This window comes from Nonomuraea sp. 3-1Str (genome assembly GCF_031570565.1).
In the GTDB taxonomy this organism is placed as follows: Bacteria; Actinomycetota; Actinomycetes; order Streptosporangiales; family Streptosporangiaceae; genus Nonomuraea.
On sequence record NZ_JALHBK010000040.1, the window covers coordinates 50,800 to 63,585 of the forward strand.

Below are 12,786 nucleotides of genomic sequence, written 5' to 3' on the forward strand. Positions count from 1 at the left end.
CGCCGCGCGCGCGGCGAGAGCGGTCAGGGACGTACGGGCGAGCACCGCCAGGGCGGTGGTCGGCCGGGGGTGGGGGGCGGGCCGGCGGAGGGGCGGCCGGCCGTCCCGCGGGCGCGCAGCCTGGCCGTGGCGGCCTCGGCGTTGGCCGCCAGTCGGGCGGCCTCGTCGGCGAGGGTCCGGGCGCCGTCGTCCGTCAGCCGGTAGTAGCGGCGCAGCCGCCCCCGCTGGACCTCCTCGCGGTCGAGCTGCACCAGCCCGTCGGCGGCGAGCCGGTCGAGCACCCCGTACAGCGAGCCGATCTTGAGCTGGACCCTTCCCCCCGACAGCCGGTCGACCTCCTGGACGATCCCGTAGCCATGCCGGGGCTCGTCCACCAGCGCGGTGAGCGCGAGGAACATGGGCTCCGTTATGTTCACGTCCCCACTATATCTTGTCGCGCAAGATATAGGGTGCCTCAGGGGTGCTGGGAGGAGACGGAGACGACCTCGCCCGTCATGTACGTGGCGTAGTCGCTGGCCAGGAAGACGATGACGTTGGCCACCTCCCACGGCTCGGCCGAGCGTCCGAACGCCTCCCGCGCCGCCAGCTCCGCCAGCACCTCCTCGCTCGTCACCTTCGCCAGGAACGGGTGGACGGCCAGCGACGGCGCCACCGCGTTCACCCGGACACCGTGCTCGGCGACCTCCATCGCGACGCACCGGGTCAGCGCCATGACCCCGGCCTTGGCCGCCGCGTAGTGCGCCTGGCCGCGCTGGGCCCGCCAGCCGACGACCGAGGCGTTGTTCACGATCGTCCCGGCCCCCTGCGGGACCATCCGGCGCAGGGCGGCCCTGGTGCAGCGCATGGTGCCGTGCAGGGTGACGTCGATGACCGCGTGCCACTGCTCGTCCGTCATCGCGGCCAGCTCGGCCGTGCCGCCGAGCCCGGCGTTGTTGACGAGCACGTCCAGCCGCCCGTGCCGCTGCGCCACCGCCTCGAACAGCGCCCCCACCTGGTCCTCCGACGTCACGTCGCACGGCACGGCCAGCGGCTTGACACCGGTCAGCTCCGCCAGCGCCTCGGCGGCCTCGCCCAGGCGCCGCTCGTGCCGGTCGGACAGGACGACGGTGGCGCCCTCCTCCGCGCAGCGCCGCGCGGTCGCGTAGCCGATGCCGGCCCCCGCCGCGGCGGTGACGAGCGTGACCTTGCCGTCGAGCAGACCGCGTCCGCGCGGGTACGCCGGTGCCATCGTGGTGCCCCTCACTGCCGGGGCAGGCCCAGCGTCCGTTCGGCGATGATGTTGCGCTGGATCTCGCTGGACCCGGCGTAGATGGTGTCCGCCCGGCTGAACAGGTAGAGCCGTTGCAGGTCGTCCAGCTCGCCGTCGCGGGCGACGAGCCCCGCCCTGCCCTGGACGGCCTGGGCCAGCTCACCGAGCCTGCGGTGCCACTCCGACCAGTAGAGCTTGCCGATGGACGCCTCCGGCCCCGGGTCGGGCCGCATCGTGCGCAGCGCGTTCAGCCGCATGATCCGCAGCTCCAGCCAGGCCCTGACCAGCCGGTCACGCAGCACCGGGTCCTCCGCCGCCCCGGTGCGCCGGGCCGTCTCGATCACCTTGGCCAGCTCCCGCCGGAACCCGATCTGCTGCCCCAGCGTGGACGCGCCCCGCTCGTGGGCCAGCGTGGCCATCGCCACCCGCCAGCCGTCCCCGGGGGAGCCGACGACGTTGGCGGCGTCGGTGGTGGCGCCGTCGAAGAACACCTCGTTGAACTCCGACGTGCCGGTCATCTGCACGATCGGCCGCACCTCTACGCCGGGCTGCCGCATCGGCACCAGCAGGTACGACAGCCCCCGGTGGCGTTCCGAGCCCGGCTCCGTGCGGCAGAGCACGAAGCACCAGTCGGCCACGTGCGCCAGCGACGTCCACACCTTCTGCCCGGTCACCACCCACCGGCCGCTCTCCAGGCGCGCCCGGGTCCGCACCCCGGCCAGGTCGGAGCCCGCGTCCGGCTCGGAGTAGCCCTGGCACCACAGCTCCTCGCCGCGCTGAACGGGAGGGAGGAACCGGGCCTTCTGCTCGTCCGTGCCGAGCTGGAGGATGGTCGGGCCGAGCAGCCCCTCGCCGATGTGGCCCACGCGGGCGGGGGCGTCGGCGCGGGCGTACTCCTCGTGGAAGGCGACCTGGTCGGCCAGGGAGGCGTCGCGCCCGCCGTACCGTGCGGGCCAGGCCAGGCAGGTCCAGCCCGCCTTGCCGAGGTGGCGCTCCCAGGCCAGCCGGATCTCGTGGCCCTCGTGCTCGCGGCCGGGTCCGCCCAGCCCGCGCGCGCCGGCGAACTCGCCGGTGAGGTGGTCCTCCAGCCAGGCCCGCGCCTCCTCACGCAGGCTCAACGAAGCCCCCGTAGCCGCCGCGGAAGAACACCAGCGGCCCGCCCTCCGCGTGGACGTCGAGCTGGAGCACCCGCGCGACCACGATCATGTGGTCGCCGGCGGGGTGCTCGGCCTCGACCGCGCAGTCGATCCAGGCCAGCGCCCCGTCCAGCACGGGGTTGCCGCCGGGCGAGCCGGTCCACTTCAGCCCCGCGAACTTGTCGCCGCCCTTGGCCGCCATCTGGACGCACACCGGCTGCTGGTGCTCGGCCAGCACGTTCACGGTGAGCATCTCGGCCCCGCGTACGCGCGGCCAGCTCGTGCTGGTGTGCGCGACGCAGAACGCCACGAGCGGGGGGTCGAGCGACACCGAGGTGAACGAGTTGGCCGCCAGGCCGCACGGCGTGCCGGTCGCCGGGTCGAGCGCGGTGATCGCCACCACGCCGGTGGCGAAGCGCCCGAGCACCTGCCGGAACCGTAAGGCGTCGAGGTGACCGTTCGCGCTCTGGGGGGTAGGGCCGTTCGGCATGGCGGCTCCGTGGAGGGTCCTGCGCTGGTAGGGCGTGGGACGGCCGGCACAACCGTCCGGCGTGACCAGCCGGGCAGCGTGTGTGCTCATGTGGACCTCCTTTGTCCGCCCAGTCGAGTGTATCTCACCAAGCGCTTGCTTGGACGGTAGGCGTGGGGCGGAAAGCCTGTCAAGCGGTGCGCCGGCGACCGTCCACCCTGTCACGTTGACACGTCCGGAGCGCGCGGCCTAGCGTGGGTTGATGCCCAAGCGCTTGCTCGCCTTCCGGGATCGTACGGCCGTCGCGGGCGTGGGCTACACGCCGTTCGGCAAGGACTCGGGCGTCAGCACCCTGACCCTGGCCTGCCGCGCCGTCCTGGCCGCCCTGGACGACGCGGGGCTCACCGCGGACGACGTCGACGGCCTGGCCACCCACCGCGTCGGCGACTCCGCGGCCCCCACCCTCGTCGGGCCCGCGCTCGGCATCCGCGACCTGAGCTGGCACCTCGACCAGTTCGGCGGCGGCAGCGTCTCCCACGCCGTCGTGGCCCAGGCCGCGCTCGCCGTGGCCGCGGGCATGGCCGAGACCGTCGTCTGCTACCGCGCCATCAACGCCCGCTCGGAGTTCCGCATGGGCGGCACCGGCCGCGGGCTGCCGCCGGGCCCCGAGGTGCAGTACCAGGCGCCGTACGGCTTCTTCGCGCCGCCGCAGCAGTACGCGATGTACGCCCGCGCGCACATGCTCAGGTACGGCACCACGGCGGAGCACTTCGGCCGGCTGGCGGTCACCCAGCGCGCCAACGCCGTCAAGAACCCCCGCGCCCTCATGCGCACCCCGATCACGCTCGACGACTACCTGGCCAGCCGGTGGATCGCCGAGCCGTTCCGGCTGCTCGACTGCTGCCTGGAGACGGACGGCGCCTGCGCGCTGGTCGTCACCACCGCCGAGCGGGCGCGCGACCTGCGCCGGCCGCCGGTGCTCGTGTCGGCCGCCGCTTGGGGCGGCGGGGAGAGCCACCTGTCGGGCGGGCGCGCCGACCCCACCACCACGGCCGCCGCCGCCCTCGCCCCCCGCCTGTACGGCCAGGCCGGCCTCGGTCCGGAGGACGTCGACGTGGCCGAGATCTACGACTGCTTCACCTACTCCGTGCTCGTCCAGCTCGAGGACTACGGGTTCTGCCCCAAGGGGGAGGGCGGCCCGTACGTCGCCTCGGGCGCCACGGCGCTGGACGGGACGCTGCCGGTCAACACCCACGGCGGCTTCCTGTCGGAGGGCTACGTCCACGGCATGAACCACATCGCCGAGGCCGTCTCCCAGCTGCGCGGCGACGCGGGGGACCGCCAGGTGCCGGGCGCGGAGGTGGCCCTGTCCACGGCCCAGCCCGGCTACATCCTGCCGGCGACCTCCGCCTTGATCCTCAGGAAGGGCTGATCGCATGACTGGTGGCGGGCGTCCGGTGTTCCAGGTGGCGACGGACCGCGACTCGGCCCCGTGGTGGGAGCGGACGGGGCGGGGGGAGTTCGCGGTGCAGCGGTGCGAGGCGTGCGGCACGGCGCGCTTCCCCGCCAGGGCGTTCTGCCCGGCCTGCCGCGCCGAGCGGTGGCGCTGGGAGGCGGTGGCCCCGGAGGGAACCGTGGAGAGCTGGATCGTCAGCCATCAGGCGTTCGGCGGGGCAGGCGCGCGGGTCGGGGAGCCCTACGTGGTGGTGATGGTGCGGCCGGTGGCGGTGCCCGACTGCCTGCTGCACGGCGGGTGGCGGGCGTCGCGGGAGCCCGTGGGCGGCGAGCGGGTCAGGGGCGTGTTCACGGCAGGGGAACTCACGCTCGTCGACTGGGAGCCCGCCGGGGAGTGAGCGTCACCGAAAGACGGGTGACATGCGGAACGCGCGTCCTGGCGGGCGTGGGGGACCCGCCAGGACGCGCTTCCAGCCCCATGCGCGGCGACGCCAGGACTCCGGCGAGGGTTGGAGTCCTAGATCGATGGTTCGCGCACGGAGACGGTGGGGGAGTGCGAGGACTCCGGGTGCCGGCAACGCTCGGTCGACCTGGTCGGTACGGGACTGCCATTCCGGGTGTTCGTGCAGGTAAGACCGAACGTATGGCGACGCACCGCGTAACGCAGTAAACGTGGTGCATCGTCTGGGTCTTGCCAGGGCAGGTATGGCGTACCCGCGTGGACCGGCAACACTGGCCCTCACCTCCTCCCGGCCTTTCGATGGATTTGTACCAACGAATGGATGATGCGGCTGCGGGGGCCCTTTGGTCAAGGGGTTGTGGCCTGCTAGAACCAGATCGTCTAAATTGTTGGCACAATAAGGGGTGAAAGTGGCAAGGTCGGTGCTGTACCAGCAGGTGGCTTCCGAACTACGGAAGGCCATCTACTCCGGTGTACTCGGTCCCGGAGCGCAGCTGCCGACTGAGGCCCAGCTCATGGAGGACCATGGGGTGAGCCGCAACACCGTCCGGCTGGCCCTGGGCGAGCTGGTCAACGAAGGGCTGGTCACCCGGACGCCCCGCCGCGGCACGATCGTCCGGGACCGCAGGCCGCTGCTCATCTACCCGCAGCGAGAGCTGGAGCCACAGCCCAGCGGAGAGCTGCGTGAGGCGTTCGCCTACGCCGTCACCCAGGAGGGCCGGGCGCCCAGCCAGCTCATCGAGGTGCTGACCGTCACACCCGTCGAGGAGATCGCCAGCCGATTGGAGCTGGCCGACGGGGAGCTCGCCGTGGTGCGCCGGCGGCTCCGTTTCGTCGACGGGCAGCCGTACAACACCAATGACTCCTACTTCCCCCGGGATTTGGTGGCCACCTCGGAAATCGCCAGGCCGGGGGACATCGCGCGAGGGGCGAACCGGGTTCTGGAGGAGCTCGGGCATGAACAAGTTCGCGTGATTGACGACATTTGGGCGCGAATGCCCAACCAAGAGGAAGCTGAGAGGCTTCAATTGGAACTGGGCACGCCAGTTGTCGTGTATGTCCGTGTTGGTTACGACAGGGCTGATACGCCGGTGCGCGTCGCGGTCTCGGTGCTACCCGCGGACAAGCACTTGATCAGATACGAGCTCGACAGCCGCTAGTCGAGCTCGGTTGGGGGTGATCCCGCCGGCGGCCCGCCGCGAGTAATCCGGCCTCGCCGGGCTAGGGGAGTCGTGCATACTCCCTAAAACCCAATTTATGCGTGTATATGCGTACATATCGCCTTTAAGTCACCCTAGCCGAGTCCATGCGCCACTGCGCCATCACTCACAGTAGCGACTCGGACACCCAACGCATCGAAAGGGCGAACCATGCACTCCATCACTGCCTTCGGCACCTTCTCCGGCACTTCGGGCTCCGGTACCGCGACCCTCCTGCACCCGCTGGCCCTGCGCCGCGCCGACCGTTCCGACCTCCAGGGCGTCCTCACCCTGCTCGCCGACACCGCCGAATGGCTGCACTCCAAGGGCGTGAGCCAGTGGCCGCGGGGCGGCTTCGGCCCCGAGCGGATCGAGCCGCTGATCGAGGAGCGGGTGCTGTACCTGCTGGACGACGAGCTGCGCTACCTCGACCCCGACGAGGACGTCCCCCCGGTCGCCACCATCGCCCTGGACGGCCACGCGGACCCGGAGTTCTGGGCGCCCGCCGACGACCCCGGCTCGGCGCTGTACGTCCACAAGCTGGCCGTGGCCAGGCCCTGGGCCGGCACGGGTCTCGGGGACGCGCTGCTGGACTGGGCCGGGGACACGGCCCGCGCCACGGGGCGCCGCTGGCTCCGGCTCGACTGCGCCAAGCGCAACCAGGAACTCCAGGACTACTACCGGCGGCGCGGCTTCCAGCATGTCCGTACGGTGGACCTCCCGCACCGCGCCTCGGGCGCCCTCTTCCAGCGCCCCGCCGAGAGCGCCATGGTCGCCGCCTTCCGCGACCTCACCCTCCCCGAGCTCATCGGCGCCTGACGGCCGCCGGCCCCCAGGACCAGCCAGGACGTAACGGGCTTTTGGGGCTTCGCCTGCGGAAAGGGGTAGAGCACCCGATAACCTGCCCTCATGACCGGATCCCTCCTTGAGGTGATCGCGCTCGACGTGCGCGACGCCGTGGCCGCGGAGCAGGGCGGCGCCGACCGCGTGGAGGTCGTCGCCGACATGGCGGCCGACGGGCTCACACCCGCGCCCGAGACGGTCGCCGCCATCGCCGCCGAGTGCCCGCTGCCCCAGATGGTCATGCTGCGCCGCGACGCCACGTTCACGGCCGGGCAGGACGAGCTGGACCGGTTGCGGCGCGACGTCAAGGAGCTGGCCCAGGCCGGTGCGGCGGGGTTCGTCTTCGGGTTCCTCGACGGGGCGGGCGCCGTGGACCTGGCCGCCACCGAGGCGCTCATCCACGCCGTCTCGCCGCTGCCCTGGACGTTCCACCGGGCGGTCGACCACGCGGCCGACGTCCTGGCCGCCTGGCGCGCCGTGCGGCTCCTGCCGAACCTGGCGACCGTCCTGACCGCCGGCGGGCCCACCGGTGTGGCGGACGGGCTGCCGGTGCTCAAGACCCGCGCCGAGGCCGGTGACGGTTCGATCATCCTGGCCGGCGGCGGGCTGCGGCCACCGCACGTGCCGGCCCTGCTCGACTACGGGGTGCGCGCCTTCCATGTCGGCTCCGCCGTACGGGAGAGCTGGTCGGACCCCGTGGACCGGCGGCTGGTCCAGCAGTGGCGCGCCCTGGTCGACCGCGACTGAGCGGCCGGGCCCCGGACGCGGTCCCGGCCTCAGCCGGGGCCGGACAGGGCGGCGTCCGCGCGTGACAGGGCCGCCACGAGCGGCCTGATCGTGGCGGGCTCGTCCATGACCCCGGCGTCGCCCGCCCGCCCCTCCTCCCAGGCCCGCACCCGTTCCCGGTACGCGTCGTACGTCGCCAGATGGAAGGCGTAGACCGCGGCGAACCGGCTCACCAGGTGCGAGGGGTGCATGTCCCAGCCCTGGTGGTACCCGTGGCGCAGCGAGTGCCGTACGAGCTCGGCGTGCCGCCGCCACAGCCCGCGCAGGTCGGCGGCCGACTCCGAGGCGGGCGCGGCCGCCAGCGACCCGTCCGACAGCTCCACCCCCGTCCCCGCGAACGCGGTCTGCATGACGTGCCGCGCGTGGTCGCAGGCCGGGTGGTCGAGCCGCTGCTCCTGCGGCGGCAGGCCGATCGCCGCCGTGTGGTCGAACACCCCGAAGTGCGCGGCGGCGAGCCTGCCTCCCAGCGTCTCGGCGAGGTCGCCCCGCAGGAACGCCAGCGTCTGCGGCGCCTCCACCTGCATCTCGAAGCGCAGCCGCACCTCCGCGCCGCCCCCGAGCCCGCGCTCCAGCCCGCGTTCGAGCCGCCCCAGCAGGTCGGCGAACTCCACCAGGTACTCCTCCATGAGCACCTTGGGGAAGGTCACCACGAAGCCGCGCGGCAGCTCGCCGCAGCGCGCCGACACCTCGGTGAGGAAACCGTCGAGCGTCCGAGCCGAGCGCGCCGGGTCGCCGTCGGCGAACGACTTGACCCGCAGCCCCCACCGCCGCGGCAGCGTCCCCGCGGCCCGCAGCTCCGCGACCGCCTCGGCGGCCCGCACGGCGTGCGCGTCCTCCTCCTCGCCGGGCCGCACCCCGTAGCCGTCCTCGAAGTCGATCCGCAGGTCCTCGACGGGCTCGCGGGCGAGCTTGCGCAGCACCCGCTCGTGCACGGCCGGCGCCAGCCCCTCCGGCACCCCGAACACGTCCACGACCTCGGCGGGACCGGCCAGCCCCGCCCGCGCCATCGCCAGGGCCCGCCCGCCCCAGTCCGCGACGGTCCCGGCGGAGAACCGGTCGGCCGGCACGTACACCGTGTGCACCGGCTGCCATCCGGGGCGCCAGCCGGGGGAGGCGCCCGGATAGCGGGCCCGCTGGGCCCGGAAGGCGTCCTCGAACGAGGCCAGCGGCACGTCCCCCATGGTCACACGCATGCCCTGCACCCTAACCCGCCGCGGGACACCGGGCTCAGGGGCGGGCTGAGGGGCGGAAGGCGCGCAGCATGGCCTCCAGGCCGGCCAGCTTGACGCGCTCGCCGCGGCCCAGCGTGCGGGCCAGCTCGGCCTCGGCCGCCTCGACGGCCAGCCACTCCTCGTAGGTGACGGGCCGCACCCCGCGCTCGGCCAGCAGCGTGTCGAGGTCCGTCTTCAGCTCGTGCCCGCGGCCCGCGAGGTCGGCCAGCAGCGTGCGGACCGTCTCGGCCGCGTCGGACTTGTTCGTGCCGATCACGCCCGTCGGGCCGCGCTTGAGCCAGCCGGCGACGTACTCGCGCTCGCGCACCCGCCCGGCCTCGTTCGGCACGGTCATCGTCTCGTGGGAGAACGGCACGTCCGGCAGGGGCACGCTCTGGTAGCCGACGGATCGCAGCACCATCCCCACCGGCAGCGTCTCGAACTCGCCGGTGCCCTCCACGCGCCCCTCGGGGCTCAGCCGGGTGCGTTCGAGCCGCAGCCCCTCGACCCGCTCGCTGCCGATGATCTCCACCGGGCGCAGCCAGAACCGCACGTCGAGCCGGCGCGGCCGGCCGGCCGGCCGCCGCTCCGACCACGAGCGCAGCACCTCGATGTTGCCCCGCACCTGGCGCGGGAAGTCGCCGCCGAGCACGACGGCCTCCTCCGGCCGCACGCACACGTCGGCGTTGGCCAGCTCCCCGAGCTCCCGCAGCTCCTTGAGCGTGAACTTGGCGTGCTCCGGCCCCCGCCGGCCGATCATGTGGATGGCCTTGACCTGGCTGGCGCCCAGGCGTTCGAGCACCTCGTGCGGCACGTCGGTCGCGCTCAGCTCGTCGGCCGTCTTGGCCAGGATCCGCACCACGTCCACGGCCACGTTGCCGACGCCGATGACCGCCACCTCGGAGCTGTCGAGGACGAACCGGCCGGCGTCCACGTCGGGGTGGCCGCAGTACCAGTTGACGAAGTCGGTGGCCGCCACGCTGCCCGGCAGGTCCTCGCCGGGGATGCCGAGCCGCCGGTCCACCATGGCGCCCGTGGCGTAAACGACGGCGTCGTAGGCGCTCAGCAGGTCGCTCACGGACACGTCCACGCCGAGCGTGACGCCGCCGAGGAAGCGCACCTGCGGCAGCTCCAGCACCCGCCGCAGGTAGCCGGCGATGGACTTGATCGAGGTGTGGTCGGGCGCGACGCCGTACCTGACCAGCCCGTACGGCGTGGGCAGGCGTTCGAGCACGTCGATCTCTACCGGCTCCGACGACTGCTTGACCAGGGCCTCGGCCGTGTAGATCCCGGCGGGCCCCGATCCGATGACCGCCACGCGCAACGCCACGTCGCCTCCCTGCGACGGCGACTCCTCGGCACGGGCCAGGCGTCCGGCCGGGATCACCGTCTCGTGGCGATTGTTCCCCGTGCGAGCGCCTATGACAGCCTCTTTTCGCCGTCAAGAGCGTCCCGTGTCGCGCGGGCGCGCAGGGCGGCCTTGTCGATCTTGCCGTTGGCGTTGGCCGGCAGGGCCTCCACGACCACGACGCGCCTCGGGACCTTGTAGTTGGACATGTTCTCCCCCGCCCAGGCCAGCAGCGCCTCCACGTCCACCTCAGCGCCGGGACGGGGCACCACGTACGCGCAGCCGGACTCGCCCGAGACGGTGTCGGGCACCCCGACGACGGCCGCCTGCGCCAGCGAGCCCTGGCGCAGCAGCAACGACTCCACCTCGGCGGGGGAGACGTTGAAGCCGTTGACGATGTACAGGTCCTTCTTGCGGTCCACGATCGCCAGGTTCCCGGCCGCGTCCAGCACGCCGACGTCGCCCGTGTGCAGCCACCCGTCCCGGTCGACCACCTCGGCGGTCCTGTCCGGCTCGTCCCAGTAGCCGCGCATCACGCCGTAGCCGCGCTGCAGGATCTCGCCGCGCTCGCCCGGCGCGACGTCCTTGCCCTCGTCGTCCACGACCCTGACCTCGATGCCGGGCACCGCCCGCCCGGTCGTGGCCGCGACCACCCCGACGGGGTCGCCGGCCCTGGTCATGGAGACGACCGTGCCCTCCATCAGGCCGTACGCGTTGATCACCCGTTCCATGCCCACCTGCTCGACCAGCCGGGTGATGAGCGACGGCGGGACGGCGGCGGCCCCGCAGATGGCCACGCGCAGCGACGAGACGTCGCACGCCCTGCGGTCCAGCTCGTCCAGCAGCCGGTGGAACAGCGTGGGCGGCCCCGCCAGGACGCTGATCCGGCCGGAGGAGATCAGCTCCATCAGCCCGTCGGGGGTGAACGCCCGGATCGGCATCATCGTGGCCCGCCGCAGCACGCACGCGAGCAGCCCCGCGTTCAGCCCGAAGCCGTGGCTGAACGGCGCGATGACCGGGTAGCGGTCGTCCTCGCCCAGGGTGACGATCTCGGCCCAGTCCCAGTAGCCGCGCAGCACCTGGGCGTGGTCGAGCATGACGCCCTTGGGCGTGCCGGTGGTGCCGGAGGTGGACATGATCTCGCACAGGTCCTCCGGCCGTACGGCCAGCGCCCGCTCCTCGGCGGCGTCCGGCGCGACCTGCTCGCCCCGCTCCAGCAGCTCCGAGGCGGTGAGACGGCCCGGGCCCGGGGGAGTGGAGGCGGGGACGACCACATGGAGCAGGCCGGTGCCGGGCGGCAGGAGATCCGCGAGCAGGCCGGTGCCCGGCGGCAGGAGGTCCGCCGGCGCCGTCCGCCCCGCCCCCTCTCCGGTGATCAGCACCCGGGCGGCGGTCCTGCGGATCATCGCCGCCGCCTCCAGGCCCTTGGCCCGGGACGAGAGCGGCACGAGGACCGCGCCGGCGCACCAGACGCCGAAGGCGTGGACCACCCAGGACGGGTCGTTCACGCCCCACAGCGCGACCCGGTCGCCGGGCCCGACGCCGAGCGCCATGAGGCCCCGCGCCACCCGCGTGGCCGCCTCCAGCAGCTCCGCCAGGCTCGTCCGGTCCGCGCCGTCGGCCAGGACGGTCGCGCCGGGGTGCCGGGCGGCCTGGTCGCGCAGCATGCGGGGGATCGTCCCCCAGTCCGGCACCGGTTCCACGTCTCCCGCGCCTCCAAGCTGAGTCGGTGCGTCACGTCACGAGTGCCCTGTCGCGGCCGAGGTGGTGACCGCGCAAGTCGCTCACCATGCCGGGGGAGGGCGTCTCGGCGACCTCCGGAGCGATCTCCACCGCGAGCGAGATCGGCGTCAGCGCCCGCACGGCCTCCTGGAGGCGCGAGCGCCACATCGGGTTGCCCACCAGGCTGGCCCGGTTGAACGTCACGGTCAGGACCGCCGCGTCGAGCGTGCCCTGCCGGCTGACGCCGAGCTCCCACCGGGCCACCCCGTCGATCTTCGTGAGGGTCCGGCCGATCCGGGGCAGCGACAGCCACACGCCGCGCACCAGCACGTGGTCTCCCACGGTGTGTGCGGGGGCGGGGATCCCGTCGGCCGGGCCGCGCGCCACCTGACCGGTCCGCAGCACGGCGTCGCCGAGCGCGGAGTGGCCGGCCGGCGTGATCACCAGCTCGGCCGCGCCGGGGGCGTGCGGCAGCAGCTCGTCCTTGCCGAGCGCGGCCAGCCGCAGCAGGCCGTCGGCGAGCGGTGTGAGCGGCTCGTCCTCCGCCGCCCGCCAGGCCAGGGCGCCCCCGCTGAACGGGCTGGAGTACACCTCGTGGACCTCGGCGTCGAACTCGCCCGCCAGGTGGCCGAGGGTCCGCTTCGAGGCGATCTCGCCGGTGAGAACGATGTGCCGGAGCCCGAGGTCCAGCGGGTCGAGCAGGAACTCCAGGTGCAGCCGGGCCAGGAAGTCCATGGCGCCGGTGGGGGTCGCGACCAGCGTGGTCGCCCCGAGCGCCGACAGCGCGTGGTGCAGGCGCATCCGGCCGCGCGGCCCCACGGACGCGGCGGCGGCGGCCACCCGGGAGGCGGCCGAGGCCCACAGGGCGCCCGCCGGCTCGGCGAGCGCCACCACGACCCGGTCGCGCC

Annotated in this window: 13 protein-coding genes; 5 read left to right on the forward strand and 8 right to left on the reverse strand. The window is 73.6% G+C overall.

The window, feature by feature from the left end; translation table 11 throughout:
• Positions 1 to 23 precede the first annotated feature (23 nt).
• Genes MTP10_RS38845 through MTP10_RS38860 form a run of 4 tightly spaced genes read right to left on the reverse strand, consistent with a single transcriptional unit; the run spans position 24 to position 2,875 of the window.
• The gene (locus MTP10_RS38845) at positions 24 to 416 is read right to left on the reverse strand and encodes a PadR family transcriptional regulator (RefSeq protein ID WP_310716542.1); all 393 of its coding nucleotides are present in this window, start codon (positions 414 to 416) and stop codon (positions 24 to 26) included.
• A gap of 38 nt (positions 417 to 454) precedes the next feature.
• A complete protein-coding gene (locus MTP10_RS38850; RefSeq protein ID WP_310716544.1) occupies positions 455 to 1,228 on the reverse strand; it encodes an SDR family oxidoreductase in 774 nt (257 codons plus the stop codon).
• 11 nt (positions 1,229 to 1,239) lie between these two features.
• Positions 1,240 to 2,367 carry an acyl-CoA dehydrogenase family protein gene (locus tag MTP10_RS38855; protein WP_310716546.1) on the reverse strand — a complete coding sequence of 376 codons (1,128 nt, stop codon included), beginning with the start codon at positions 2,365 to 2,367 and terminating at the stop codon, positions 1,240 to 1,242.
• Positions 2,354 to 2,875, reverse strand: a complete 522-nt coding sequence (locus MTP10_RS38860) for a flavin reductase family protein (RefSeq protein ID WP_310716570.1) — start codon at positions 2,873 to 2,875, stop codon at positions 2,354 to 2,356. The genes MTP10_RS38855 and MTP10_RS38860 overlap by 14 nt, the downstream gene beginning before the upstream one ends.
• Before the next feature lie 241 nt (positions 2,876 to 3,116).
• Between MTP10_RS38860 and MTP10_RS38865 the strand changes: the two genes are divergently transcribed.
• From MTP10_RS38865 to MTP10_RS38885, 5 genes are all read left to right on the forward strand, one after another.
• Positions 3,117 to 4,286 (forward strand): thiolase C-terminal domain-containing protein, encoded by a 1,170-nt coding sequence (locus MTP10_RS38865; RefSeq protein ID WP_310716548.1) that lies wholly within the window; start codon positions 3,117 to 3,119, stop codon positions 4,284 to 4,286.
• A gap of 4 nt (positions 4,287 to 4,290) precedes the next feature.
• The gene (locus MTP10_RS38870) at positions 4,291 to 4,707 is read left to right on the forward strand and encodes a zinc ribbon domain-containing protein (protein WP_310716551.1); all 417 of its coding nucleotides are present in this window, start codon (positions 4,291 to 4,293) and stop codon (positions 4,705 to 4,707) included.
• Between the two features lie 484 nt (positions 4,708 to 5,191).
• Positions 5,192 to 5,929 carry a GntR family transcriptional regulator gene (locus MTP10_RS38875; protein WP_310716553.1) on the forward strand — a complete coding sequence of 246 codons (738 nt, stop codon included), beginning with the start codon at positions 5,192 to 5,194 and terminating at the stop codon, positions 5,927 to 5,929.
• A 210-nt stretch (positions 5,930 to 6,139) separates the two neighbouring features.
• A complete protein-coding gene (locus MTP10_RS38880; protein WP_310716555.1) occupies positions 6,140 to 6,787 on the forward strand; it encodes a GNAT family N-acetyltransferase in 648 nt (215 codons plus the stop codon).
• 90 nt (positions 6,788 to 6,877) lie between these two features.
• Positions 6,878 to 7,558, forward strand: coding sequence for a copper homeostasis protein CutC (locus MTP10_RS38885; RefSeq protein ID WP_310716557.1), 681 nt, complete (start codon positions 6,878 to 6,880; stop codon positions 7,556 to 7,558).
• A 29-nt stretch (positions 7,559 to 7,587) separates the two neighbouring features.
• Here MTP10_RS38885 and MTP10_RS38890 read toward each other — a convergent pair whose 3' ends face one another.
• The 4 genes from MTP10_RS38890 to MTP10_RS38905 all read right to left on the reverse strand — a co-directional run.
• Positions 7,588 to 8,790: a DUF6986 family protein gene (locus MTP10_RS38890; protein WP_310716559.1), complete on the reverse strand. Its 1,203-nt coding sequence runs from the start codon at positions 8,788 to 8,790 to the stop codon at positions 7,588 to 7,590.
• Positions 8,791 to 8,824: 34 nt separating this feature from the next.
• A complete protein-coding gene (locus MTP10_RS38895) occupies positions 8,825 to 10,138 on the reverse strand; it encodes an FAD-dependent oxidoreductase (RefSeq protein WP_310716560.1) in 1,314 nt (437 codons plus the stop codon).
• Between the two features lie 89 nt (positions 10,139 to 10,227).
• Positions 10,228 to 11,859 (reverse strand): AMP-binding protein, encoded by a 1,632-nt coding sequence (locus tag MTP10_RS38900; protein WP_310716561.1) that lies wholly within the window; start codon positions 11,857 to 11,859, stop codon positions 10,228 to 10,230.
• Positions 11,860 to 11,890: 31 nt separating this feature from the next.
• The coding region (locus MTP10_RS38905) for a hypothetical protein (RefSeq protein ID WP_310716562.1) at positions 11,891 to 12,786 on the reverse strand (896 nt) is incomplete at its 5' end.